Raw genomic sequence first — 24,901 nt, 5'->3', positions numbered from 1 at the left:
TACCGGACATAACGCCTAACGCCGGCACCTTGGTCAGGTACCGGCGTCAGAGGGGAAAAGCATCAGTGGATCAGACTGTGAAACCCAAAGCTCGAAGCTGTTCGCGTCCGTCTTCGGTGATCTTGTCCGGGCCCCACGGCGGCAGCCACACCCAGTTGATCTTCATGTCGGTACACAGGTCGCTGCGAACCAACGCGCCGCGAGCCTGATCCTCGATCACATCGGTCAGCGGGCACGCCGCCGACGTCAGCGTCATGTCGATCGTGACAACGCCGTCGTCCTCGAAGATCCCGTACACAAGACCGAGGTCGACGACATTGATTCCCAGTTCGGGGTCGACAACGTCGCGCATGGCTTCTTCGAGTTCGTCGAGTCGTTCCGGTGAGGGCAGTGTTCCGGAACCCTGCGCGCCACCGAATTCCGCAGTGGAATCGGGATTGGGGTTCACCGGAGCGGTGGCCTCGGACTCCTGTGTTGCTTGTGTCTCGGTCATGATCCCTGTCCTCTAGTCGTGTCGACCAAATCACTGCTGTTGTCTCGAGCATTCACGGCACCACCGTCAACAATCTGGACAACTGCATCCTTGAACGCCATCCATCCGAGCAACGCGCACTTCACACGTGCCGGGTACTTCGAAACTCCCACAAAGGCAATGCCGTCACCGAGAACGTCTTCGTCGCCCTCGATCTTGCCGCGACTGCTGACCATCTCGTTGAAAGCTGCCACGGTCTCGAGCGCATCCGTGACCTTCATGCCGATGACAAGGTCGTTGAGCACCGACGTCGACGCCTGGCTGATCGAACAGCCCTGACCGTCGTACGACACGTCAGCGACGGTGTCGTCGTCCGCGATGTGCACGCGCAGTGTTACTTCGTCGCCACAGGTCGGGTTGACGTGATGAACCTCGGCGCCGAACGGCTCACGAAGGCCGCGGCCGTGCGGATGTTTGTAGTGATCGAGGATCACTTCCTGATACATCTGCTCCATACGCATGATTCAGTTCAACTCCCCTGCAACACCGAAAAATTCCTGGGCACGCTTGATCGCCGCAACCAGCACGTCGATTTCCTCAGCGGTGTTGTAGAGGGCAAACGACGCACGGGCCGTAGCCGCGACCCCGAGGCGGCGGTGCAGTGGCCAGGCGCAGTGGTGTCCGACGCGGATGGCTACACCCTCGTCGTCGAGAATCTGACCGAGATCGTGGGCATGGATGCCGTCGACGACAAACGAGATTGCGCCGCCGCGATTTTCAGCGGTCTGCGGACCCACGATGCGTAGGCCGTCGATTGTCGAGAGCTTCGCGAGTGCGGCTTCGATCAGCGCATGCTCGTGTGCGGCAATCGCATCCATTCCGACATCGCTGAGATAGCGCACCGCAGCACCGAGACCGACTACCTGCGAGACCATCTGCGTGCCTGCCTCGAACCGCTGTGGCGCCGGCGCGTACGTGCTGGCTTCCATCGTGACGGTTTCGATCATCGATCCGCCCGTGATGAACGGAGGCATCGCTGCCAACAGGTCGGCCTTGCCGTACAGAACACCGATACCGGTGGGGCCGAGCATCTTGTGACCCGAGAATGCCGCGTAGTCGACATCGAGTGCATGGAAGTCGACTGCCATGTGCGGAACCGACTGGCACGCATCGAGAACCACCAGAGCGCCGACCGCGCGGGCCCGCCGAACCAATTCCTCGACGGGCGCGATCGCGCCTGTCACGTTGGACTGATGAGTGAAGGCAACAACCTTGACGGCGTCGGTCAATTCGAGCGAATCGAGATCGATCCGGCCGTCGTCCGTGACCGCGTACCACTTCAACGTAGCGCCGGTACGCCGCGCAAGTTCCTGCCACGGAACAAGATTGGCGTGATGCTCGAGTTCGGTGATGACGATCTCGTCGCCAGGACCGACGTGCCGATCGAAGCGGTCGTCACCGAGAACGTATGTCACCAGGTTCAGCGCTTCGGTGGCGTTCTTGGTGAAGACGAGTTCGTCGGAATCAGCCCCGACGAACTCCGCGATCAAAGCTCGCGCGTCCTCGTAGGCGTCGGTAGCCTCTTCGGCCAGCTGATGAGCACCCCGGTGAACCGCTGCGTTGCACGTGGTGAGAAATTCCCGCTCGGCGTCTAGAACTTGGAGTGGCCGTTGCGACGTGGCACCGGAATCCAAGTACACCAAAGGTTTTCCGTCGCGCACCGTACGTCCCAGGATAGGGAAATCTTCCCGAATCCTGGTGACGTCGAGCTCGCGCACCGAGGTGGTCATCGCGCTTATGCTCCCTGGGTTGCTGAAGCGTCCGCTGTGAAACGAACGTAGCCGTTGGTCTCGAGCTCATCGGCCAATTCCGGTCCGCCGGACTCGACGATGCGGCCACCGACAAAGACGTGCACGAAATCGGGAGCGATGTAGCGCAGGATGCGCGTGTAGTGCGTGATCAGCAGAACGCCGCCGTTCTCGCGCTCCTTGTAGCGGTTGACGCCCTCGGAAACGGTGCGCAGCGCGTCGACGTCGAGACCGGAGTCGGTCTCGTCGAGGATCGCGATCTTCGGCTTGAGCATGCCCAGCTGAAGGATCTCGTGGCGCTTCTTCTCGCCACCGGAGAAACCTTCGTTCACCGAACGCTCGATGAACGCGGGATCGATCTCGAGCTCGTTGAGAGCTTCCTTCACTTCCTTGACCCAGTGGCGAAGCTTGGGAGCCTCGCCACGCACTGCGGTAGCGGCGGTGCGCAGGAAGTTGGACATGGAGACGCCGGGAACCTCGACGGGGTACTGCATCGCCAGGAACAGTCCGGCGCGAGCGCGCTCGTCGACGCTCATCTCGAGGACGTTCTCACCGTTGAGGGTGATGGAACCGGAAGTGACCTGGTACTTGGGGTGACCCGCGATGGCGTACGACAGCGTCGACTTGCCCGAGCCGTTGGGGCCCATGATCGCGTGCGTCTCGCCGGAGCGGACCGTCAGGTCGACACCTTTGAGGATCTGGATGGGTTCGGCGTTGGCGTCGCTGTTGGCAACCTCGACGTGCAGGTCACGAACCTCGAGGACCGAGGTGGCCGGTGTGGTGCTGTTGTCACTGGTAGACATGAAATTCCTTCAAGATGAGAAGTATCGGGGCGGTCAGGAGCCGACTGCTGCGAGTTCGGCTTCGACTGCGGCTTCGAGGCGATCGCGCACCTCGGGAACAGCGATCTTGTTGATGATCTCGTGGAAGAACCCACGTACGACCAGGCGACGTGCCTGATCCTCCGGGATGCCGCGGGCGCGCAGGTAGAACAACTGCTCGTCGTCGAAACGACCCGTAGCGCTGGCGTGTCCGGCTCCGACGATCTCGCCGGTCTCGATCTCGAGGTTCGGCACCGAGTCGGCGCGTGCACCATCGGTGAGGACGAGGTTGCGGTTGAGTTCGAAGGTGTCGGTTCCCTCGGCTGCCGCACGAATCAGAACGTCGCCGATCCACACGGTGTGCGCATCAGGCTTGCTCGAATTCGGATCGCCCTGCAGCGCGCCCTTGTAGACCACGTTGGACTTGCAGTTGGGCTGGCTGTGATCCACGAGCAGACGCTGTTCCAAGTGCTGTCCGTCGTCAGCGAAGTACACACCGAGCAGTTCGGCGTCGCCGCCTGGTCCGTCGTACTTCACCGTTGCCGAGAGACGAACGAGGTCGCCGCCGAGGCTGATCGCCGTGTGGCGAAGAACTGCATCGCGGCTGAGGCGAGCGTGATGCGACGTGACGTGCACGGCATCCTCGGCCCAATCCTGAACTGCGACGACGGTCAGGTGCGCACTGTCGCCGAGAACGAATTCGACGTTCTCCGCGAAGGTTCCGCTGCCGCGCTGATCGAGGACAACGGTCGCCTTGGCGAACTGTGCCAGACGAATCTGGGTGTGGCCGTAGGCAACTGTGTCGGCGCCTGCGCCTGTCATCGTGACGACGACGGGCTTCTCGACCTCGACCTCGGCTCCAACCGAGATGACCGTCGCTGACTCGAAGCTCGAGTATGCCTGCGCTGCAATGCGATCGGCAGGGACGCCGGCCTTGCCGAGGCGCTCGTCGTCGCGGCCGACAGTCTCGACGGTGACATCGCTACCGGCCTCGACGTCGACCGTGATCTGAGCGTTGGCAACAGCACTGCCGTCGTGCAATCCGCGCAGACGACGCAGCGGGGTGAACCGCCAGATCTCGTCACGTCCGCCGGGAACCTCGAATGCATTGACGTCGAACGAGGAGAACTGCTCACCCTTGTTCGTGATGGGTGAGCCTGTGGCTGCACCCTTTACAGGAGCGGTCGGGTTCTCCCCGACTACAGCTCCGATGACACCGGTCTCTGGCGTGGTCACTAACCCACAGCCCCTTCCATCTGAAGTTCGATAAGGCGGTTGAGCTCGAGCGCGTACTCCATCGGGAGTTCCTTCGCGATGGGCTCGACGAATCCACGGACGATGGTGGCCATGGCCTCGTCCTCGGTCAGACCACGGCTCATCAGGTAGAAGAGCTGATCGTCGCTGACCTTGGAAACAGTGGCCTCGTGGCCCATCGTGACGTCGTCCTCGCGGATGTCGACGTACGGGTAAGTGTCGCTGCGGCTGATCTGGTCGACCAGTAGAGCGTCACACTTGACGGTCGACTTGGAACCGTGGGCACCCTTGTTGACCTGCACCAGACCGCGGTACGACGCGCGTCCACCGCCACGGGCGACGGACTTGCTGATGATGGTGGACGACGTGTGCGGAGCCAGGTGGAGCATCTTGGCGCCGGTGTCCTGGTGCTGTCCCTCGCCCGAGAATGCGACGGAGAGAACTTCACCGCGGGCGTATTCGCCCATCAGCCATACGGCCGGGTACTTCATGGTGACCTTGGAACCGATGTTGCCGTCGATCCACTCCATGGATCCGCCGGCTTCGACCTTGGTGCGCTTGGTGACCAGGTTGTAGACGTTGTTGGACCAGTTCTGGATGGTTGTGTAGCGGCAGTGGCCGCCCTTCTTCACGATGATCTCGACAACTGCCGAGTGCAGTGAATCGGACTTGTAGATCGGCGCGGTGCAACCTTCGACGTAGTGCACGGAGGCGTTCTCGTCGACGATGATCAGGGTGCGCTCGAACTGACCCATGTTCTCGGTGTTGATGCGGAAGTACGCCTGCAGCGGGATGTCCACGTGGACTCCCGGCGGGACGTAGATGAACGAGCCACCGGACCACACCGCGGTGTTCAGCGCGGAGAACTTGTTGTCGCCGGCCGGGATGACCGATCCGAAGTACTCCTTGAACAGCTCCGGGTGCTGCTTGAGACCGGTGTCGGTGTCGAGGAAGATGACGCCCTGCTGCTCGAGATCCTCACGGATCGAGTGGTAGACGACCTCGGACTCGTACTGAGCGGCAACACCGGCAACAAGGCGCTGCTTCTCCGCCTCGGGGATGCCGAGCTTGTCGTACGTGTTCTTGATGTCCTCGGGCAGGTCTTCCCACGACTCGGCCTGCTTCTCGCTGGACCGGACGAAGTACTTGATGTTGTCGAAGTGGATACCTTCGAGGTCGCTGCCCCAGTTCGGCATCGGCTTCTTGTCGAAGGTACGCAAAGCCTTGAGGCGGATGTCGAGCATCCACTCCGGCTCGCTCTTCTTCGCGGAAATATCCCGCACGACAGCCTCGGAGAGTCCGCGCTGTGCGCTGGCTCCGGCTACGTCGGAATCGGACCAGCCGTAGCCGTAGTGACCGAGGGACGCGATGGCCTCTTCCTGCGATAGCGGCTCGGTGCCTGCAGCTGCAGTGGTAGTCGCCTGGTCTGATGTGACGGTCATGCGAGCTCCTTCCGGAGTCTTGTTACTTGACGGCTGCTCCGCAGCGACGAGGGCTGAATTCGACGCGAGGAACATTTCTGACTGTGAAGAACTAGCGAAAAACTTTGGGAACTAGCGGATCGGGAGGTTTCATCTACTCCCGTTCGATACGAGGGGAACGTGTGTCGTGCAGGCGCAGTCACCGTTCGCGATGGTGGCCAAACGCTGAACGTGCGTGCCGAGCAGTTGCCGGAACGCTTCCTGTTCCGCGTCACACAGTTCCGGAAACTCCTCTGCCACATGGGAAACCGGGCAGTGGTGCTGGCAGATCTGCACGCCGTTACCCACCGGCCTGGTCGACGCGGCAAATCCGACGGCGCTGAAAGCGTCAGCAATGGCATCTGCCGTCTCCGCAACGGCGCCGAGGTCGGCGGGATCTGCCGGTTCGACATCTCCCACAATTGCCTGGACCCGCCGCTTGGCGAATTCCTCGATCGCGGCGTCTCCACCGATTTCGCGGAGTTGGCGCATTGCTGCCCCGGCAAGATCGTCGTACGCGTGACCGAGACGCCCACGTCCAGTGGCGGTGATCTGAAATTGCTTGGCCGGACGCCCGCGTCCACGCTGACGGAGCGACGACGCGGATGCGGCGCGGGCTTCACCGGACTCGATCAACGCGTCCAGGTGACGCCTGACACCGGCCGCACTCAAACCGAGTCGCGTGCCGATTTCGGAGGCTGTAATGGGCCCTTCTTCGAGGAGTAGTTTGACCACCGCTGCCCGAGTCTGGCCTTCGACACCCACCGCTACCGGCATTACGACAGGACTCTGCGAGGCAGCTGCAGTGGACTGACCTGCAGCTTCCTTGCTTTGAGTGCGAGTCGCATTTCTTTTCACAACACAAGTGTGACGGAATTCTTTTCGCAGGTCTACTAAGGGCAACCTGCATTACATTTGGGAATAGGCGGACTGCCCGCATTGTTCACAGTTGTCCGAGCCCTGCGCACGAGCCGCTAGGCTTCCTGGGTGCCGCAGACCCCCACGCAGAAGACGACCGCGCAGTCGACCCGCGCGATCCTGCTGGACAAGCCGAAACAACTTGTCCTCTCCACCCTCGGTGTCCGGCCGTTCGGATCCAAGCCCCGGCAATCCGTGATGGCGACGCTGCACGGCGACGAGGACGAGCGCCCCGGCCTGAACGAGAAGGAGACCGCTCAGCTTCGCGGAATCAGGCGTTTCGGCGCGACAGGCACCGTGTTGATGGCGGTTGGCGCACTCGGTGCGGGTGCGCAGCCTGTACTCCAGAATCCGACGGCCGGACTACGGGTGCTGAGTCTCCCCGGACGAATGCCGACTGTCTCGTTGACGATGACAATGACCGGAACTGTTCTGGTTGTCCTGGCGTGGCTCATGTTGGGCCGATTTGCCGTCGGTGATCTGCGAACTCGCGCCGGCGCGCCGCGCCGCATGAGCAGATCACAACTGGACCGCACGCTGTTGCTGTGGATTTTGCCGCTGACCGTCGCACCGCCGATGTTCAGTCGCGATGTGTATTCGTACCTGGCGCAGAGTGAGATCGCGGCACGCGGACTCGATCCGTATCTCATCGGCCCCAAAGCCGCGCTCGGCGTCGATCACGTGCTCACCAGAACTGTTCCGACGATCTGGCGTGACACCCCGGCACCGTACGGACCGTTCTTTCTGTGGCTTGGACGCGGCATCAGTTCGCTGACCGGCGACAACATCGTTGCCGGAATCTTCCTTCATCGCCTGCTCGTTCTGGTGGGCGTTGCGTTGATCGTGTGGGCCCTGCCCCGCTTGGCCAAGCGGTGCGGTGTCTCTGCGGTCAGCTCCCTGTGGCTCGGCGCCGCCAATCCCCTCCTGCTGTTCCATCTGGTTGCCGGCATTCACAACGAAGCCCTGATGCTCGGTCTCATGCTCGCCGGAATCGAGGTCGCGCTGCGCGCGGTCGAAGGCGCCGGCCCGATCCGAGGTCGCTCGCTTGCTCTGTTGATAGCCGGTTCCGGCCTCATCGCGTTATCGGCGACCGTAAAGATCCCGTCCTTGCTTGCACTCGGTTTTGTCGGAATGGCGTTGGCCCGCCGGTGGGGCGGAACCTGGAAGTCCTTCTTCTCGGCGGCGCTGCTGCTCGCCGGCGTGACCGTTGTCGTGATCGGCGTCATCAGCGTCGCCAGTGGCTTGGGTATGGGTTGGATCAACACGCTCAACACCGCAACAGCCGTGCGAAGCTGGATGTCGATACCCACGCTTCTTGGCGTCGGGACCGGATTGGCCGGAGTGCTTCTCGGACTCGGCGACCACACGACGGCGATTCTCACCATCACCCGCCCGATCGCATATCTGGTCGCAGTGCTGATCACGGCCAGAATGATGGTGTCCGTCTACATGGGACGCCTCCATCCCGTCGGCGGGCTCGGAATCGCCCTCGGCGCGATCGTGCTGCTCTTCCCGGTTGTCCAACCGTGGTACCTGCTCTGGGCGATACTCCCGCTCGCAGCCTGGGCAACCGCTCCGATATTCCGCGTCCCTGCCGTGGTGTTCACGTCGATCGTGAGCGTCATGCTCATGTCGAACGGCGCCGAATACCTGCCGTTCATGATCGTCCAAGCGGTCGTCGCGACGATCATCACCGCTTTTGCGTTGATCTACGTCACCCGGAATTCCCTGCCCTGGCGTAGTGAGAAACCAGTAGCGGAAATCACGAAAACCAGACCAGTGGACGAAGGCAACTCTGCCGGGGCTTACGCTGATTCTCCGTGACCTCGAGTGCAACAAGATCGTCGACGCCTGCCGTGCGGATAGAAGGCGTCGTCAAATCGTTTGACGGTGTTCGTGCCGTGGACGGTATCGATCTCACCGTTGAAACCGCGCAGGTCGTTGCCCTTCTCGGCCCCAACGGCGCTGGTAAGACCACTACGGTCGAGATGTGTGAAGGCTTTGTCACCCCTGATTCCGGAACGGTCCGAGTACTCGGACTGGACCCGATCGCCGATTCCGGTGAAGTTCGTTCGCGGATCGGCGTCATGCTCCAAGGCGGCGGCGCGTACCCCGGCTCCAAAGCCGGCGAAATGCTCGACCTCGTGGCCTCGTACTCCGCTGATCCTCTCGATCCCACCTGGCTTCTGTCCAAGCTCGGATTGACCGACGCACGGCGAACTCCGTATCGACGGTTGTCCGGTGGCCAGCAACAACGGCTGTCGTTGGCCTGTGCACTGGTAAGCCGACCGGAACTTGTCTTCCTCGACGAACCGACTGCAGGCCTCGACGCCCAGGCCCGTCTCCTCGTGTGGGAGTTGATCGATGCGTTGCGCCGCGACGGCGTCAGCATTCTCCTGACCACTCACCTCATGGACGAAGCTGAGGCACTGGCCGACGAGTTGGTCATCATCGACCACGGCCGCATCGTCGCATCGGGCACTCCCGCCGAAGTCACCAGCAAGGGAGCCGAGGGTCAATTGCGACTGACCACGATGTCCGGACTGAGTGTCGATTCACTTGCACTGTCCCTCGCCGGGGAATTCCGAGTGAGCGAAGCCAATCCGGGGACATACTTGATCGAAGGCTCGATCGAACCGTCGACGGTGGCGACGGTGGCAACATGGTGTGCCGAACAAAATGTCCTGATCAATGACATTCGCGTCGATCAACGTAGTTTGGAAGACGTCTTCCTCGAATTGACGGGTCGTGATCTGCGGGGATGACGGGAAACAAGGTCGTGAACAAAGCCGTGTCGAATAGCCAGAACAATGCTTCGGCGAACAGCGCCCGGGACCGACGGTTGGCTGACAATCGCTTCGAGCCCGGTACGTTCTCCCCCGATCCTCGCCCCAACTCCGCGGCGAAGATGATGGCGGCTCAGACCAAGCTCGAATTGACGTTGTTGCTGCGCAACGGCGAGCAGTTACTGCTGACGATGCTGATTCCCATCACGCTGCTGATCGGACTGTCCCTCCTGCCCCTGGGCGATCTGGGCGATTCAAGGGTCAGCAAAGTATTGCCCGGCGTCATGATGGTGGCGGTGATGTCCACCGGATTCACCGGGCAGGCAATCGCAGTGGGCTTCGACCGCCGATACGGCGCACTCAAACGTCTTGGCGCTACACCACTTCCGCGGTGGGGAATCATCGCCGGCAAGAGCGCAGCCGTCATCATCGTCGTGGCATTGCAATCGGTCATACTCGGCCTGATCTCCCTGGCGCTTGGTTGGCGCCCGACGCCGACGGAACTGGCGATCGGCGCGGTGGTCATCGCGCTGGGAACCGTTACCTTCACCACACTCGGACTGCTCCTCGGCGGCACATTGCGTGCGGAAATCGTTCTGGCACTTGCCAATGTCCTGTGGTTTGTGATGGCAGGCATCGGCAGTGTCGGACTGATCAGCGAAGACATCCCCGACGCGCTGCACACCTTGGTACGCCTGGTTCCGTCCGGCGCCTTGGCCCATGCACTCGACTCGGCCCTCGCGTCCTCGATGGACTGGTTCTCGATCGTCGTGCTGCTCGTCTGGGCTGTGATCGGCGGAGCCTGCGCCGCACGGTGGTTCAAATTCACGTGAGCATTTCGCGGAAGGCACTCCGGATAGCCGGCGCAACCAGTGCGCTGATGCTACTTGCTGCCGTTCCGTCAACCGCGTCGTTGCCGACTGCGGGCCCGCTGGCACCGGCCAATCCCTACCTCGGTCCGGTCGGCACAGCAACGATGCACGGCGACGCCGGTTCGTCCGACGTCACGCCCCTCCCAGGGCCGGGCATCGAACCTCACGAAGTCACCGCGTTTCCTCTGATGTCGGCGTGCCCGACAATCTTGCAAGGTTCCGACGGCCTGATCGTCTCTCTGTGCACCACGATGCTCGGTCAGATCCCGACCATTCACCTCATCGATCCCAAGGCCGAGGCGTCACCGTTCGGCCGATCCGTCGCGCAGTTGCCCCTGGCTAAGGGCAGCCTGCTCGGTGGCGTCTACGCATACCTCGACCACGAGAACCGACTGGTTGCCGTCGACGGCAATCGTCAACTCGTTCGCATCGCGCATGCTCAGAACCCCGACGGAACCTGGCGTCTGGAACTCTCCGACGTCATCGACCTCTCCGGGGTTGTCGCAGCCGACGACAATGTCACCGGGCTGGCGCCGGACTGGACCGGCAATGTTTGGTTCGCGACCGGCCACGGCACCGTCGGCGTTGTCGGCACCGATCGAATCGCTCACACCATCGACCTCCCCGAAGGCGAACAGGTTCAGAACAGTATTTCCACCTCGCCCACGGGAACGGCCGTCGCCACCACTCATGCGCTGTACCAACTCAGCCGCAAGGGCGACGATATCGCCGTCGATTGGCGTCAGCCGTACGACCGCGGCCCCGCGAGGAACCCTGGCCAGTTGAGTTGGGGAACAGGATCGACACCCACGTACTTCGGGCCGTCGACGGGCAGTGATTTTGTCACGATCGTCGACAACGCTCACCCGACCGTCAGCGTCCGGGTCTATCGGTCAGATACGGGTGCTGAAGTGTGCTCCCAACCCGTCCTGACCGCAGCCGGCAAGGACGGCTCACCGAGCGGCAGCGAGAACTCCCCCATTGCGATCGGCCACTCCATCTACGTAGCCGGCACCTACGGGTATCCGTATCCGACCACACCGGAAGGCGCCGGTCCTGCGGTTCCAGCCACCGCACCATTCAACGGCGGAATGACCCGGGTCGACATCGATCCGGTTGGCTGTCATGTTGTGTGGGACAACACGATTCGAAGCTCCGCAGTCCCGCATCTATCCACGGCTGACGACAACATCTACACAGTGACGCGCAACGGCTCAGCCGACACGACGCCACTCGACGGGTACTCCTTTGCCGTCATCGACTCGAAGGACGGAACCCAGATTGGGTCCACAACGATGCCGGCCACCGCGGTGCACGACACCCTGCAGATGTCGGCCCTCATCACCGCGTCCGGCGAGTACTTCCAGGGAACGATCTCCGGAATTGTGCGCGTTCGCGCGTACTGACTCAGGACACCGAAGACCCCTCCGCCGCGCTCGACACCTATCCCATTCACATCAGCAGGATTGAGCGCGTCGGCTTTGACAGCAGTATCAAACCGGCTGGGATGCGAACGCGTCGGGCCGGTGGGCAATCACTGCACATGCATCTGTTCGTGTGCCAGGCTCAGACCATGGTCTGGTATCAGAGATTCATGCCGCCCGACGCCAAAGAGTTGGGTGCAATCGCACACGGTCCGAGGCTGTTGGCCCAAGTGGAAGGCGTGACTGTGGGGCTACGGTCGATTGTGGCCTACACATCGGGGCTCGAACTCGCAATTGTCGTGGTCGCCAAAGGCGTTCACGCTGACGCGCTACTACGTCAATACACAGCGCCGGCGATCACCGATCCTGAAACCGGCCGACGCCGACCCGGCGAGACGCATGGGAGACCTTTACGGTTGAGAGCTCTCGAGGACTCGGTGCTTCAACCCATTCGGCACAGAGATGGCCAGGGATACGAGAACTCCGAGATGCAGCAGCGCGAGTACCTATTTGAGCTGACGCCATTGCCTGACGCAGAGGATCTACCCCTCATCGCAGAGTGGCCAGAGATCGGTCTCGGACCTGTCACTACTCACCTGAAGCTGCCTCCACCCGCCGTACTGGCGGCAGCGATCATTCCACTGCCGTAGTCCCTGAGAGACCGGCGATTCGACCTGCTCCTCGACTGTCACAGGTCGGCGATGATCGAGATCCTCAGATCCGCCGCATCACCGAAACAACTTTGCCCAATATGGTTGCGTGGTCGCCGTCCATGACCTGGTATGCCGAGTTGCGGGGCTCGAGATAGACGTGGCCGTTACGGCGTCGGAGCACCTTCACCGTGGCCTCACCGTCGATCATCGCGGCCACTATCTCGCCCGAATGGGCCTCGTCCTGACGGCGCACCACCACAACATCGCCATCGCAGATCGCGGCGTCCACCATCGACTCGCCGCGCACTCGCAGCCCGAACACAGTTCCGGAGCCGACAAGTTCGCGCGGGAGTTCCAATACCTCGTCAGTGTGTTCTTCGGCGAGAATCGGTGCACCGGCCGCGATATCGCCGACCACCGGCACCTCGACACTGTTGTTCGACGAACCCCCCTTGATTCCGACCAGGAAGGGCCGGACGTCCAGTTGCCGAGCCATCGCCGTGCCCCGGCGGAGGAATCCCTTTTCCTCGAGGCTCTTGAGGTGTTTGGATACCGACGACGTCGACCGCAGACCTACCGCGTCCCCGATTTGCCGGGTGCTCGGCGTGGATCCGTTTGTGGTCACCCAGTCCCGGATTGTGGCGAGAATCTGCTGCTGGCGGAACGGGAGGGTGGAGGCGTCGAGGCCACCGAACATGTCGAGTTCGTCGTAATGCGTCACTCGGAGAATCGTAGTGAGGGGTGCCGACAGTCTTCTGCAGTAGGGCGGGCTGCCCCAACGACACGCTGTAGTTGTTGGGGAACTACCATCGTTGGCGTGGTGAATCGTGTGTATGCCGGATTTTTGAGCTTGGTGGATCGCCTGCCTCTCCCCTCGCTGAAGACGCAGAAGATCATCGCGTTCATCGTGATCTTGACCCAGGGCGGTATTGCTGTCACAGGTGCGGTTGTGCGTGTGACTGCGTCGGGGCTGGGTTGCCCGACCTGGCCGCAGTGCTTCCCGGGCAGTTTTGTTCCGGTCGGCCATGGTGAGGTCGCGATCATCCATCAGGTTGTGGAGTTCGGAAACCGGCTGCTGACCTTTGTGGTTGTGATTGTCGCGGCTGCGATCGTCCTGGCTGTGACGCGTGCGCGTCGTCGCCGCGAGGTTCTGGTGTACGCGTGGATGATTCCGCTCGGCACGGTCATTCAGGCAATCATCGGGGGAATTACCGTCCTCACAGGGTTGCTGTGGTGGACGGTTGCTATACACCTGGTTGCGTCGATGCTGATGGTGTGGATCGCGACGGTTATGTACGCGAAGATCGCCGAACCTGATGACGCGACCACGCTGATCGTGATGCCGAAGCCGCTGCGCTGGCTCGCGGCACTGAGTGGTGTGGCTCTTGCCGGAGTTCTGGTCGCGGGAACGCTCGTGACGGGTGCCGGCCCGCATGCCGGCGACAAGAGTCTTGACCGGACGGTTCCCCGCCTCGAAGTCGAGATCGTCACCCTGGTTCATCTGCATTCACAACTACTGGTCGGCTATCTGGCCTTGGTCGTCGGTTTGACGTTCGGCCTTTATGCGGTCGGAACATCCGCTGCCGTGAAGAAACGCCTGCATGTTCTGCTGGTCCTGATTGTTGCTCAGGCGCTGATCGGCGTTGTTCAGTACTTCACCGATGTACCGCAGATCCTCGTGATCCTGCATGTCGCGGGTGCCGGTCTGTGCACGGCAGCAACGGCGGCGGTGTGGGCAGCCGGAAAGGTCAGACAAGACGTTCCGGCAGCATCCGCAGTAGCGGCCTGAAACCACCTAGCGGTCAGCGAACCATCCGCTCCCTTGCGGTGTCGCGTCGCTTCCCCACTGGCACGGACGTAGTGGCCTCAGCCAACCCCATGACGGGCATGTTCACGTAGACCGATTCGTGCTGCCCGCTTCCGACGCGGTATGTCTCGTGATAGACGCCCACATCGCCGCTCTTGCCGACGCGCCGGTTGAATGCCCTCCAAGCCGGCAAGTGTGGATCGTTCGGGTTCTTCGCGAACGCTTCGAGGTCGTCGAAGCTTCGCCAGTACTGGATCACGGTAATCGTGCGCCCACCCCAGGACATTCGTGCCCCGAGCATCCCCTTGTCCGGCGATCGCTGCAGTTCTCGAAGCATTCGAGGCATCGCAACAAACGCGCCGATCCACTTGTGGATCTTCCAGAGCTTGTTGAACCTCATGCCGATGATGAACACCACGAACTGGTCGTCGATGGCCGCGGTATATCGGCCGTTCTGCACTTGATGTCGATTCATGAGAACCCTTCCATCGCAGTTTGATGTTGCCTCGATACGGATAGTGGCACTATCTATAATGGATAGTGCTACTATCCGAACGTGAAGTCAAGGGCAAATCTGTGAGGATCTCCGAACTCAGCGCCCGAAGCGGCGTATCAATCGCTTCGATCAAGTACTACCTGCGTGAGGGCCTGCTCACCAGCGGTCAACAATCAGCCACCAATCAGGCCGACTACGGCGACTACCACGTGAGGCGCCTACGACTGATTCGTTCCCTGATCGATATCGGAGGTCTGTCGATATCGAAAGTTCGAGCCACGTTGGCTGCGACGGAAGACGAGACAACCCCGATGCACGATGCATTCGGGGCGGTGATGCACGGACTCGACGAAATTCCGACCGGCGACCTGTCCGCCGATGTCCTGGCGGCGTACGACGAGGTGCAGGTGTGGCTGAGGCACAGGAATTGGAAAATCGAGGATGACGCTCCGGCGCCGTACCGACTCGCGGAACTCGTCGCGACTCTGCGCCGGTTCGGCTTCCCGGCAGCGGTATCGGATTTCGACAACTCCGCAGACTTCGTCGAGAGAACAGCCGAAGCCGAAGTTCACTACGCTCGATCCATGCCGGATCGCACCGCTGCCGTCGAGACCATGCTCATCGGGACGGTGATCTACGAGCGAGCTCTAGTCGAAGTGCGGCGGCTTGCGCTCGAAGCTGCCAGTTTCCGACTTGACGAAACCAACTAGATAGACCAATTGCGGCGAAGTTCCTGCCATCAGCTGCCGGAATTCGCCGCAATCAGGTTGTTCAGGCGCCGTTGCGGGCCTTCGGGAAGCGCGTCTGGTGGGCAACCCACCCGGCCATCTTCTTGAAGTGGCCGTCGGCCGGCGTGACGATGCTGGTCAGTTCACGTTCCCACTCGGCAACGGTGACGTTGTCGAAGGACGCGACGACGGCATTTGCCGTAGCAAGATCCTTGACCACCTGGTCGCCGAGAATGCCGTCGGCACCCACGAGAGTGATGCGCACTCCAACAACGCCGACGGGCTGAATGACGGCGCTCGCGGTGCCGCCATGTTCGGCGACGAACTTGGTGATCGCTTTGACCGTCGACTTCGGAAGTTCCGGCGCGGTCGCGGACGGTGTGGCGTCCGACTTCTCGGTATCGGTGCTCATAGCTCGACAATACTGGTCGGTAGTCCGGCCGCAACATGAGGCATGGCCTGAGTTGACGCGACCTCAGGTGTAGAACAGACAAGATGCGAGCCATCTATGTTTCCGAGACCGGCGGACCAGACGTTCTCACGCTGTCCGAACAACCCGAGCCCACGATCGGTGCACACGATCTCCTTGTCCGCACCGAAGCCATCGGCATCAACTTCATCGACACGTACTTCCGAATGGGCATGTATGCACGGGATCTCCCCTACATCCCCGGCGACGAGGGAACCGGGATCGTCGAGGCAGTCGGCTCCGAGGTAACGGAGTTCACTGTCGGCGAGCGGGTGGCATGGGCGGCAGCAACCGCAAGCTACGCCGAAAAGGTGGCTGTCGCGTCCACTGTTGCGGTAAAGGTTCCCGACGGCGTCCCTGCGCCGGTTGCCGCGTCAGCACTCCTGCAAGGCATGACCGCGCATTACCTCTCCAAGTCCACGTATCCGATCCAGCCGGGTGACACGGTGCTTGTGCACGCCGGTGCCGGCGGCGTCGGATTGATCCTCACGCAGATGGCAGTGAGTCTCGGCGCCAGGGTCATCACGACGGTGTCGTCAGATGCCAAAGAGCAACTGTCCCGCGAGGCCGGTGCGTCGGAGGTTTTGCGATACGAGGACGACATTGCGGCCCGGGTACGTGAGTTGACCGACGGTGAAGGTGTCGCGGTGGCCTACGACGGGGTGGGTGCAACGACGTTCGATGCAAGCCTGGCGTCGGTACGAATCCGCGGGACCGTCGCGTTGTTCGGGGCTGCCAGTGGCGCTGTGCCGCCGGTTGATCCGCAGCGGCTCAACAGCTCGGGTTCACTGTTCCTGACACGGCCGACGTTGGCTCATCACATTCGTACGCCGGAGGAGTTGCGGTGGCGGGCCGGCGACGTCTTCGACGCCATCGCTGCGGGCACCTTGAAGATTCGGGTGGGTGCGCAGTATGCGCTGGCAGATGCTGCCCAGGCTCATCGTGATCTGGAAGGCCGGGCAACTACGGGATCGATCGTGCTGATTCCGTAGGTTCGTGACTGCAGGCGGTCAGCTGAACATTTCGCTGATCGTCTGCAGTCCCAGCACCGAGTCGATGGCCAGGCCCACGAACAACACGGACAGGTAGTTGTTGGACTGCAAGAACAGCTTGAGTGGCTTGACCTCTGCGCCGCCGCGGACTCCGCGGTACAGCTGGTGAGCGAGGAGCAAGAACCAGGCACCGGCCAGCAGAGCAACGATCGCGTAGACGAGACCGGCTGCGGGAACGAGGATCAGGCTGGTGACAACCATTGCCCAGCTGTAGAACAGGATCTGCTTGGTGACGTGCTCTTCGGTGGCGATGACCGGGAGCATCGGGACGCCGGCAGCCTTGTAGTCCTCTTTGTAACGCATCGCGAGAGCCCACGTGTGGGGCGGCGTCCAGAAGAAGATGATCAGGAACAGAACAAACGGTTCCCAGCTGAGCGAACCGGTAACAGCGGCCCAACCGACCAAGACGGGCATGCAGCCTGCGGCGCCGCCCCAGACGACGTTCTGCCACGTACGACGCTTGAGCACCATGGTGTAGATCAGGACGTAGAACGCGATGGTGATGACAACGAGGACACCGGCCAGCAGGTTGGCGCGCCACCACAGCCACGCGAACGACGCCAGTCCGAGCGCAAGACCGAAGACCAGCGCGTTGCGCGTCGGGACGGCTTCTCGGGCCAGCGGGCGCTTGGCAGTGCGCTTCATGACCTTGTCGATATCCGCGTCGACGACGCAGTTGAGGGAGTTCGCGCTCGCGGCGCCCATCCATCCACCGAACAAGGTGCTCAGCACCAACCACAGGTCGACATTTCCGCGATCAGCCATGAGCATCGCCGGAATTGTTGCCACCAGGAGCAATTCGATGACTCGCGGCTTCGTGAGCGCGATGTAAGCCAGAACCTTCCCCATTGCGCGACCCAGAACGGTGTTCTGATTGGTCGCCCGCGGGGCTGCTCCGGGGCTGCCGAAGCCATGTCCGCTCGGCTGTTGCCCTGTCCGCACGTTCTCTCCTTGCACCACGCGTTACCGCACTATCTCTTCACGACACACTGCTGACACTTCTCTGGACTATCGCATTTGCTACTACGGACGATGGTAGACCGCGGTCATCGTGGAACCGAATCGACCCGGACAGCCAGGACCATTAGGCTAGGTGACGCAGCGGAGGGACACCTCTCCCTCGCAATCCACGTACACAATGTCAGGAGACATCTGCCAGTGTCGATCACAGACGAGATCCACGTCCTCACACAGCCAGTCCACCCCTCGGACTGGACCGACCTGGACACGAAGGCTGTCGATACCGCCCGCGTGCTCGCCGCCGATGCGGTTCAGAAGGTCGGCAACGGCCACCCCGGAACCGCAATGAGCTTGGCGCCGTTGGCATATACCTTGTTCCAGCGTGTCATGCGCCACGATCCGTCGGATGCGGAATGGGTCGGGCGCGACCGCTTCATCCTCTCCTGTGGCCACTCTTCTCTGACGCTGTACACGCAGCTCTACCTCTCGGGTTACGGCCTCGAACTGGCAGACCTCGAAGCTCTCCGCACGTGGGGCGCCCTCACACCTGGTCACCCGGAGTTCGGTCACACTGTCGGCGTCGAGATGACGACGGGTCCGCTGGGCCAGGGCCTCGCGTCCGCAGTCGGCATGGCAATGGCTGCTCGTCGTGAGCGTGGATTGTTCGATCCGGAAACCCCGGTCGGCTCCTCCCCCTTCGACCATCACATCTACGTGATCGCGTCCGACGGTGACATCGAGGAAGGCGTCACGTCCGAGGCGTCGTCGCTTGCGGGTGTCCAGGAACTGGGCAACCTCATCGTCTTCTACGACGACAACAAGATCTCCATCGAGCACGACACTACGATCGCTCTCGGCGAAGACGTCGGCAAGCGCTACGAGGCATACGGCTGGCACGTTCAGCATGTCGAGGGTGGCGAAAACGTCTCCGGCATTCTCGACGCAGTCGCTGCGGCCAAGGCCGTCGTCGATCGCCCGTCGATCATTCTTCTTCGCACGATCATCGGTTTCCCCGCTCCGAAGAAGATGAACACCGGAGACGTTCACGGCTCCGCTCTCGGTGCCGACGAAGTTGCAGCGGTCAAGGAAGCTCTCGGCTTCGATCCGGCCAAGTCGTTCGACGTCGATGCCGACGCATTGGCTCACGCCCGTGAGGTCGTCTCGCGCGGAGCCGACGCGCACAAGGCGTGGCAGGTCGAGTTCGACGCTTGGGCGTCGCGTGAGTCCGAGCGCAAGGAACTGTTCGACCGCTTGTTCGCCGGTGAGTTCCCCGCCGGTTGGGCCGACGCTCTCCCGACGTACGAACCCGATGCCAAGGGCGTCGCAACTCGTAAGGCTTCCGGTTCAGCGCTTAACGCACTCGGCCCGATCCTGCCCGAGTTGTGGGGCGGCTCCGCTGACCTCGCCGGCAGCAACAACACCACCATCAAGGGTGCAGACTCCTTCGGTCCGTACTCCATCTCCACCAACGACTGGAACGCAAAGCCGTACGGCCGCACGCTCCACTTCGGTATCCGTGAGCACGCGATGGGCTCGATTCTCAACGGCATCGCGCTGCACGGCCCGACCCGCCCCTATGGCGGAACGTTCATGGTGTTCTCCGACTACATGCGTCCGGCTGTTCGACTCGCCGCTCTCATGAAGACGGCTGTCACCTACGTGTGGACCCACGACTCCATCGGACTCGGCGAAGACGGCCCGACGCACCAGCCGGTCGAGCACCTTGCTGCTCTGCGCGCCATCCCGAACCTGTCCGTTGTCCGTCCGGGTGACGCCAACGAGACGTCGTTTGCCTGGCAGGCCGCCCTCGAGCACAAGACGGGCCCGACCGCTCTGGCACTTACCCGCCAGGACGTCCCGGTTCTCGAAGGCACCAAGGAAAAGGCAGCCGAGGGCGTCAAGCGCGGTGCATACGTGCTCGCCGATGCCGCCAACGGTGCTCCCGAGGTCATTCTGCTGGCCACCGGTTCCGAACTGCACCTCGCAACCGAGGCTCGCGAAACCCTCGAAGCTCAGGGCGTCGCAACGCGTGTTGTGTCGGTTCCGTGCCTCGACTGGTTCCTCGAGCAGGATCAGGCATACCGCGACGAGGTCATTCCTCCGGCCGTGCGTGCCCGCGTATCCGTCGAAGCCGGTATCGCAATGCCGTGGTGGCGCATTCTCGGCGACGCCGGCCAGGCCGTCTCGCTCGAGCATTACGGCGCTTCCGCCGATTACAAGACTTTGTTCCGGGAGTTCGGCATCACCGCCGACGCGACTGTCGAAGCCGCGCAGCGCTCCCTCGCCGCTGTGAAGGGATGATCTCGATGACACAGAATGTGAACACCGAAAAGCTGTCCGCCGCAGGCGTTTCCATCTGGCTTGACGATCTTTCGCGAGATCGCATCCAGTCCGGAAACCTGCAGAACCTGATCGACACCAAGTCCATCGTGGGTGTCACCACCAACCCGTCGATCTTCCAGGCAGCCCTGTCCAAGGGTTCGGACTACGACGCGCAGGTCCGCGAGTTGGCCCAGCGCGGCGCCGATGTCGACGCCACCATCACGGCGGTCACCACCGACGACGTGCGCGCAGCGTGCGACATCCTGGCTCCGCAGTTCGAGGCGTCGAACGGCGTCGACGGCCGCGTGTCCATCGAGGTTGATCCTCGCCTGGCACACGACACCGACGCGACTGTCGCGCAGGCCATCGAACTGCACAAGATCGTCGATCGCCCGAACGTCCTCATCAAGATCCCCGCGACGCTGGCCGGCATTCCCGCCATCGCCAAGGTGATCGGTGAAGGCATCAGCGTCAACGTCACGTTGATTTTCTCGGTCGAGCGCTACGAAGCCGTCATGGGTGCATACCTCGACGGTCTGGAGACCGCGAAGGCTGCGGGCCGCGACATCTCGTCCATCGAGTCGGTGGCGTCGTTCTTCGTTTCCCGCGTGGATTCCGAGATCGACAACCGCCTCACGGCGATCGGCACGCCGGAGGCTCTCGAGCTTCGCGGCAAGGCTGCACTCGCAAATGCTCGTCTGGCATACAACGCATACCAGCAGGTCTTCGAGGTGCAGCCGCGCTTCCAGGGACTCCTGGCTGACGGCGCCAAGGCCCAGCGTCCGCTGTGGGCGTCGACGGGCGTGAAGAACCCTGACTACCCGGACACTCTCTACGTCACGGAGTTGGTTGCGCCCAACACGGTCAACACCATGCCGGAGAAGACGCTCGACGCACTTGCCGACCACGGTGAGATCACGGGCGACACCGTCTCGGGCACCGCTCAGGAGTCGCAGGCAGTGTTCGATCAGCTCGCAGCCGTCGGCATCGATCTCGCGGACGTGTTCAATGTCCTCGAGACCGAGGGTGTCGACAAGTTCGAGGTGTCGTGGAACGAGTTGCTCGACGCGACTGCCGAGCAGCTCCGCGCAGCAACCCAGAAGAGCTGAGCCTGTGAGCGATTCCGCGGCGGCATCAGATTGGGTCAACCCCCTCAGAGACAGCACGGACAAACGTCTTCCGCATATTGCCGGGCCTTGTGCCCTGGTGATTTTCGGGGTCACCGGTGACTTGGCGCGGCGCAAGCTGATGCCGGCCATCTACGACCTTGCCAACCGAGGGCTGCTGCCGCCCGGATTCGCTCTGGTCGGGTTCGCCCGGCGCGACTGGACTGACGCAGACTTCGCACAGGTAGTTCTGGACGCGGTCAAGGACGGTGCTCGCACCAAGTTCCGGCAGAGCGTGTGGGAGCGGCTGGCGGACGGCATCCGATTCGTCAAGGGCAACTTCGACGATTCCGAGGGCTTCACGAACCTGGCCGATACTTTGGCCACACTCGACACCGAGCGGGGAATCGGTGGAAACCACGGCTTCTACCTCGCGATCCCGCCGGATGATTTCCCGCAGGTTCTCGAGCAGTTGTCGTCGTCCGGGCTTGCCCAGGCAGAAGAAGGCCAGTGGCGACGCGTTGTCATCGAGAAGCCGTTCGGTCACGATCTCGAAAGTGCTCGTGAACTGAACGCTGTGGTCAACAAGGTGTTCCCCGAGGACACGGTCTTCCGTATCGACCACTACCTCGGCAAGGAAACGGTTCAGAACATCCTGGCTCTGCGTTTCGCGAACCAACTGTTCGATCCGATCTGGAACGCGCACTACGTCGACCACGTTCAGATCACGATGGCCGAGGACATCGGTCTCGGTGGCCGCGCCGGATACTACGACGGGATCGGCGCCGCTCGCGACGTCATCCAGAACCACCTGCTGCAACTGCTGGCGTTCACCGCGATGGAAGAGCCCATCAGCTTCGAGCCGCTCAACCTGCAAGCCGAGAAGATCAAGGTCCTCTCCGCCACCAGGCTCGCCGAACCTCTCGACGAGACCACGGCCCGTGGCCAGTACACGGGCGGCTGGCAGGGTGGTCTCCCGGTTGTCGGGCTTCTCGAAGAGGACGGCTTCGCGGCTGATTCCATCACCGAGACGTATGCGGCCATCACGCTCGAGGTCGACACTCGACGTTGGGCCGGTGTGCCGTTCTACCTGCGCACCGGTAAGCGTCTGGGTCGCCGGGTCACGGAGATCGCCGTGGTCTTCAAGCGTGCGCCTCACCTACCGTTTGACAAGACCATGACCGACGATCTCGGCCAGAACGCATTGGTCATCCGGGTGCAGCCCGATGAAGGCGTGACCATGCGCTTCGGGTCGAAGGTTCCGGGATCGAGCATGGAAGTACGCGACGTCAACATGGACTTCTCGTACGGCCAGGCCTTCACCGAGTCTTCACCCGAAGCGTACGAGCGACTCATCCTCGATGTGCTGCTCGGCGAGCCGTCACTGTTCCCGGTGAACGCTGAAGTCGAATTGTCATGGGAGATCCTCGATCCCGTCCTCGAACATTGGGCTGCCGGCGGCAAACCGGACCCGTACGAGGCCGGTACCTGGGGACCGGAATCTGCCGACGAAATGTTGAACCGCACCGGACGCGAATGGAGGCGACCCTAGTGATTCTCGATTTGCCGTCAACCACCACGGTCCAGGTCAGCAAGAAACTGGTCGAGGTACGCAAGACCGGCGGCGCTGTCACGTTGGGTCGTGTGTTGACTCTTGTTGTCTGCACCCGCGACACCGGCAACGCCGAAGAAGCGATCGAGGCAGCCAACGAAGCAAGCCGCGAGCACCCGTGTCGCGTCATCGTGCTGCTGCGCGGCGACGAACAAAGCGAACCACGCCTCGACGCCCAGATCCGCGTCGGCGGCGACGCCGGCGCCTCGGAAGTTGTGGTGCTACGTCTCTACGGTCCGCTGGCAGATCACGAGAGCAGTGTTGTCATCCCGTTCCTGCTCCCGGACACACCGGTAGTCGCGTGGTGGCCGCTCGAGGCTCCCGCGATTCCGGCCAAGGATCCGGTGGGCAAGCTCGCCGTCCGTCGTATCACCGACGCCACCGGCGCACCTGATCCGACGGCGACTATCAAGGGGCGGCTCGCGTCGTACACCGCCGGCGACACCGATCTGGCGTGGAGCCGCGTCACGTACTGGCGCGCACTACTGGCGTCGGCGCTCGATCTTCCGCCACACGAAAACGTCACCTCTGCTGTGGTGTCCGGCCTGAAAACCGAACCCGCACTGGACATTCTGGCTGGCTGGTTGGCTGCGAAGACCGGAGTTCCGGTATACCGCCGCACCGGCGCACTGAATGTGGAGTTGAAGCTCGAGACGCGCAGCATCTCCATCAGCCGCCCACAGGAGGGCACAACTGCAACGCTGATCCGGACAGGTCAGCCGGATGCACTTGTGTCCCTTGGTCGCCGGGAGACACGCGATTGCCTCGCCGAAGAACTACGTCGACTCGATCCTGACGAAATCTACGAAGAGGCGCTGGCCGGCCTCGAGAAGGTGACATATGAGTGATGTTGTCGTAGAAAAGTTTTCGGACGCGGGCCAGTTGGTCGATGCGGCCGCCGCACGTTTGGTAGACACCATCGTCGAGGCTCAGAAGGCTCGCGGCGTTGCGTCCATCGTTCTGACCGGAGGCGGAACCGGCATCGCACTGCTCGAAAAGTTGCGCAAAACTCCCGGTGATATCGACTGGGCGCAGATCGACCTGTACTGGGGCGACGAGCGTTTCCTCCCGGCCGGCGATCCGGAGCGTAACGAGGTTCAAGCGCGCGAGGCGCTACTGGATCATGTTCCGGTCGATCCGGATCGGGTACATCCGATGGCTGCGTCCGACGGCATCTACGAAGGCGATCCAGACGGCGCGGCAACAGCGTACGAGCAGTTGCTGGGCGCGCAGGCGCACGGCAAGCAGGTCCCCACATTCGACGTACACCTGCTTGGCATGGGCGGCGAGGGACACATCAACTCTCTGTTCCCGCACACAGACGCGGTTCGTGAAGAGTCTCGTTTTGTGGTCGCGGTGACGGACTCCCCCAAGCCCCCGCCGGTCCGCATCACTCTGACTCTTCCCGCCGTTCAGCGCGCGAAGGAAGTGTGGCTGCTCATTTCCGGCACGGCAAAGGCTGAAGCTGTTGCTGCTGCCGTTGGCGGCGCTGCAGCGGTCGACTGGCCATGTGCCGGCGCCACAGGATTGGTTGCCACCCGGTGGTTCCTCGATTCGGACGCTGCCTCGCAGTTGCCCTGATCTCAGATTCACTCCGGCCGGGAGTCGTCTTCGGGCGACTCCCGTGCCGGTGGAACTTCTGTGGCCACTCCCCCACGACGGCCGCTACGCACAATCGCTAGCCTGCTCGAATTTCTTCGTGCCACAACCGAACTCATCGGCGTGACACCGTTTCTCCACTCGGCACTCTGCCCGACACAACGATTCATGTTCCCCCCCGGTCCATGTTCTTGAGCACTCATGAATTTTGACGCGCCCAGAGCGCTTTCGGTTCCTCCTGCGTTTCGAGGCCTTGAACGTGGCAGCGCCGGCGAGCAGAAT

Annotated in this window: 24 protein-coding genes; 13 read left to right on the top strand and 11 right to left on the bottom strand. The window is 62.3% G+C overall.

Features of this window, described 5'->3' with window-relative positions:
• Positions 1-70: 70 nt before the first annotated feature.
• From KYT97_RS03535 to KYT97_RS03505, 7 genes are all read right to left on the bottom strand, one after another.
• Positions 71-493: a metal-sulfur cluster assembly factor gene (locus KYT97_RS03535; RefSeq protein ID WP_033232097.1), complete on the bottom strand. Its 423-nt coding sequence runs from the start codon at positions 491-493 to the stop codon at positions 71-73.
• Positions 490-993: a Fe-S cluster assembly sulfur transfer protein SufU gene (gene sufU, locus KYT97_RS03530; protein WP_033232098.1), complete on the bottom strand. Its 504-nt coding sequence runs from the start codon at positions 991-993 to the stop codon at positions 490-492. The genes KYT97_RS03535 and sufU overlap by 4 nt, the downstream gene beginning before the upstream one ends.
• A gap of 3 nt (positions 994-996) precedes the next feature.
• Complete coding sequence (locus KYT97_RS03525) at positions 997-2,262, bottom strand: cysteine desulfurase (RefSeq protein ID WP_219111765.1); 1,266 nt, start codon at positions 2,260-2,262, stop codon at positions 997-999.
• A gap of 5 nt (positions 2,263-2,267) precedes the next feature.
• Entirely contained in the window at positions 2,268-3,083 is an 816-nt protein-coding gene (gene sufC, locus KYT97_RS03520) for a Fe-S cluster assembly ATPase SufC (RefSeq protein WP_033232100.1), read from the bottom strand.
• 33 nt (positions 3,084-3,116) lie between these two features.
• The gene (sufD, locus tag KYT97_RS03515) at positions 3,117-4,337 is read right to left on the bottom strand and encodes a Fe-S cluster assembly protein SufD (protein ID WP_141485766.1); all 1,221 of its coding nucleotides are present in this window, start codon (positions 4,335-4,337) and stop codon (positions 3,117-3,119) included.
• Positions 4,337-5,797, bottom strand: coding sequence for a Fe-S cluster assembly protein SufB (sufB, locus tag KYT97_RS03510; RefSeq protein ID WP_033232102.1), 1,461 nt, complete (start codon positions 5,795-5,797; stop codon positions 4,337-4,339). Before sufB ends, sufD begins: the two co-directional genes overlap by 1 nt.
• Before the next feature lie 129 nt (positions 5,798-5,926).
• Entirely contained in the window at positions 5,927-6,592 is a 666-nt protein-coding gene (locus tag KYT97_RS03505; RefSeq protein WP_080711642.1) for a helix-turn-helix transcriptional regulator, read from the bottom strand.
• Positions 6,593-6,802: 210 nt separating this feature from the next.
• Between KYT97_RS03505 and mptB the strand changes: the two genes are divergently transcribed.
• The 5 genes from mptB to KYT97_RS03480 all read left to right on the top strand — a co-directional run bounded on the left by mptB (position 6,803) and on the right by KYT97_RS03480 (position 12,465).
• Positions 6,803-8,557, top strand: a complete 1,755-nt coding sequence (gene mptB / locus KYT97_RS03500; protein WP_033232104.1) for a polyprenol phosphomannose-dependent alpha 1,6 mannosyltransferase MptB — start codon at positions 6,803-6,805, stop codon at positions 8,555-8,557.
• On the top strand, positions 8,554-9,498 hold the full coding sequence (locus KYT97_RS03495; RefSeq protein WP_045067702.1) for an ABC transporter ATP-binding protein: 945 nt from the start codon (positions 8,554-8,556) through the stop codon (positions 9,496-9,498). Before mptB ends, KYT97_RS03495 begins: the two co-directional genes overlap by 4 nt.
• Entirely contained in the window at positions 9,495-10,352 is an 858-nt protein-coding gene (locus KYT97_RS03490; protein ID WP_080711635.1) for an ABC transporter permease, read from the top strand. Before KYT97_RS03495 ends, KYT97_RS03490 begins: the two co-directional genes overlap by 4 nt.
• A gap of 47 nt (positions 10,353-10,399) precedes the next feature.
• Positions 10,400-11,797, top strand: coding sequence for a hypothetical protein (locus tag KYT97_RS03485; RefSeq protein ID WP_415395506.1), 1,398 nt, complete (start codon positions 10,400-10,402; stop codon positions 11,795-11,797).
• A 137-nt stretch (positions 11,798-11,934) separates the two neighbouring features.
• The gene (locus tag KYT97_RS03480; protein ID WP_219111763.1) at positions 11,935-12,465 is read left to right on the top strand and encodes a hypothetical protein; all 531 of its coding nucleotides are present in this window, start codon (positions 11,935-11,937) and stop codon (positions 12,463-12,465) included.
• Positions 12,466-12,529: 64 nt separating this feature from the next.
• Here the strand turns inward: KYT97_RS03480 and lexA are convergent, their stop codons facing one another.
• Positions 12,530-13,189 (bottom strand): transcriptional repressor LexA, encoded by a 660-nt coding sequence (gene lexA, locus KYT97_RS03475; RefSeq protein ID WP_219111762.1) that lies wholly within the window; start codon positions 13,187-13,189, stop codon positions 12,530-12,532.
• A 96-nt stretch (positions 13,190-13,285) separates the two neighbouring features.
• Between lexA and KYT97_RS03470 the strand changes: the two genes are divergently transcribed.
• Entirely contained in the window at positions 13,286-14,257 is a 972-nt protein-coding gene (locus KYT97_RS03470) for a COX15/CtaA family protein (RefSeq protein ID WP_172935494.1), read from the top strand.
• Between the two features lie 13 nt (positions 14,258-14,270).
• On the opposite strand, the gene KYT97_RS03465 is transcribed toward KYT97_RS03470, so the two are convergent.
• Positions 14,271-14,750 (bottom strand): DUF4188 domain-containing protein, encoded by a 480-nt coding sequence (locus tag KYT97_RS03465; protein ID WP_172935493.1) that lies wholly within the window; start codon positions 14,748-14,750, stop codon positions 14,271-14,273.
• A gap of 101 nt (positions 14,751-14,851) precedes the next feature.
• On the opposite strand from KYT97_RS03465, the gene KYT97_RS03460 reads away from it, so the two are divergent.
• On the top strand, positions 14,852-15,481 hold the full coding sequence (locus KYT97_RS03460) for a MerR family transcriptional regulator (RefSeq protein ID WP_219111761.1): 630 nt from the start codon (positions 14,852-14,854) through the stop codon (positions 15,479-15,481).
• Positions 15,482-15,542: 61 nt separating this feature from the next.
• Here the strand turns inward: KYT97_RS03460 and KYT97_RS03455 are convergent, their stop codons facing one another.
• On the bottom strand, positions 15,543-15,911 hold the full coding sequence (locus KYT97_RS03455; RefSeq protein WP_033232110.1) for a hypothetical protein: 369 nt from the start codon (positions 15,909-15,911) through the stop codon (positions 15,543-15,545).
• Positions 15,912-15,994: 83 nt separating this feature from the next.
• Here KYT97_RS03455 and KYT97_RS03450 point away from each other — a divergent pair, with 83 nt between their 5' ends.
• Positions 15,995-16,960 (top strand): quinone oxidoreductase family protein, encoded by a 966-nt coding sequence (locus tag KYT97_RS03450; RefSeq protein ID WP_219111760.1) that lies wholly within the window; start codon positions 15,995-15,997, stop codon positions 16,958-16,960.
• Positions 16,961-16,978: 18 nt separating this feature from the next.
• On the opposite strand, the gene KYT97_RS03445 is transcribed toward KYT97_RS03450, so the two are convergent.
• Positions 16,979-17,962 (bottom strand): heme o synthase, encoded by a 984-nt coding sequence (locus tag KYT97_RS03445; protein WP_045068066.1) that lies wholly within the window; start codon positions 17,960-17,962, stop codon positions 16,979-16,981.
• Positions 17,963-18,178: 216 nt separating this feature from the next.
• Here KYT97_RS03445 and tkt point away from each other — a divergent pair, with 216 nt between their 5' ends.
• From tkt to pgl, 5 genes are read left to right on the top strand one after another with little or no spacing between them, the layout of a single operon-like run.
• Entirely contained in the window at positions 18,179-20,281 is a 2,103-nt protein-coding gene (tkt, locus tag KYT97_RS03440; protein ID WP_033232113.1) for a transketolase, read from the top strand.
• A 5-nt stretch (positions 20,282-20,286) separates the two neighbouring features.
• Positions 20,287-21,411: a transaldolase gene (gene tal, locus KYT97_RS03435; protein WP_045068064.1), complete on the top strand. Its 1,125-nt coding sequence runs from the start codon at positions 20,287-20,289 to the stop codon at positions 21,409-21,411.
• A 4-nt stretch (positions 21,412-21,415) separates the two neighbouring features.
• Positions 21,416-22,960: a glucose-6-phosphate dehydrogenase gene (zwf, locus tag KYT97_RS03430; RefSeq protein ID WP_033232114.1), complete on the top strand. Its 1,545-nt coding sequence runs from the start codon at positions 21,416-21,418 to the stop codon at positions 22,958-22,960.
• Complete coding sequence (gene opcA / locus KYT97_RS03425) at positions 22,960-23,868, top strand: glucose-6-phosphate dehydrogenase assembly protein OpcA (protein WP_092808104.1); 909 nt, start codon at positions 22,960-22,962, stop codon at positions 23,866-23,868. Before zwf ends, opcA begins: the two co-directional genes overlap by 1 nt.
• Positions 23,861-24,601: a 6-phosphogluconolactonase gene (gene pgl / locus KYT97_RS03420; protein WP_219111759.1), complete on the top strand. Its 741-nt coding sequence runs from the start codon at positions 23,861-23,863 to the stop codon at positions 24,599-24,601. The genes opcA and pgl overlap by 8 nt, the downstream gene beginning before the upstream one ends.
• Positions 24,602-24,901 lie beyond the last annotated feature (300 nt).

It is taken from the genome of Rhodococcus globerulus (assembly GCF_019334125.1).
Classification (GTDB): Bacteria; Actinomycetota; Actinomycetes; order Mycobacteriales; family Mycobacteriaceae; genus Rhodococcus_F; species Rhodococcus_F globerula.
The sequence above is the reverse complement of the archived record's forward strand: the minus strand, read 5'-3'. Positions and strand labels throughout refer to the sequence as shown.

Bases quoted from the DNA above. Each gene is read 5' to 3' on its own strand.
- KYT97_RS03450 (WP_219111760.1), top strand. From the start codon at position 15,995: ATGCGAGCCATCTATGTTTCCGAGACCGGCGGACCAGACGTTCTCACG.
- KYT97_RS03480 (WP_219111763.1), top strand. From the start codon at position 11,935: ATGCATCTGTTCGTGTGCCAGGCTCAGACCATGGTCTGGTATCAGAGA.
- sufU (WP_033232098.1), bottom strand. From the start codon at position 993: ATGCGTATGGAGCAGATGTATCAGGAAGTGATCCTCGATCACTACAAA.
- KYT97_RS03485 (WP_415395506.1), top strand. From the start codon at position 10,400: ATGCTACTTGCTGCCGTTCCGTCAACCGCGTCGTTGCCGACTGCGGGC.
- KYT97_RS03490 (WP_080711635.1), top strand. From the start codon at position 9,495: ATGACGGGAAACAAGGTCGTGAACAAAGCCGTGTCGAATAGCCAGAAC.
- KYT97_RS03455 (WP_033232110.1), bottom strand. From the start codon at position 15,911: ATGAGCACCGATACCGAGAAGTCGGACGCCACACCGTCCGCGACCGCG.
- KYT97_RS03465 (WP_172935493.1), bottom strand. From the start codon at position 14,750: ATGAATCGACATCAAGTGCAGAACGGCCGATATACCGCGGCCATCGAC.
- sufC (WP_033232100.1), bottom strand. From the start codon at position 3,083: ATGTCTACCAGTGACAACAGCACCACACCGGCCACCTCGGTCCTCGAG.
- sufB (WP_033232102.1), bottom strand. From the start codon at position 5,797: ATGACCGTCACATCAGACCAGGCGACTACCACTGCAGCTGCAGGCACC.
- tal (WP_045068064.1), top strand. From the start codon at position 20,287: ATGACACAGAATGTGAACACCGAAAAGCTGTCCGCCGCAGGCGTTTCC.
- KYT97_RS03525 (WP_219111765.1), bottom strand. From the start codon at position 2,262: ATGACCACCTCGGTGCGCGAGCTCGACGTCACCAGGATTCGGGAAGAT.
- KYT97_RS03535 (WP_033232097.1), bottom strand. From the start codon at position 493: ATGACCGAGACACAAGCAACACAGGAGTCCGAGGCCACCGCTCCGGTG.
- pgl (WP_219111759.1), top strand. From the start codon at position 23,861: ATGAGTGATGTTGTCGTAGAAAAGTTTTCGGACGCGGGCCAGTTGGTC.
- KYT97_RS03505 (WP_080711642.1), bottom strand. From the start codon at position 6,592: ATGCCGGTAGCGGTGGGTGTCGAAGGCCAGACTCGGGCAGCGGTGGTC.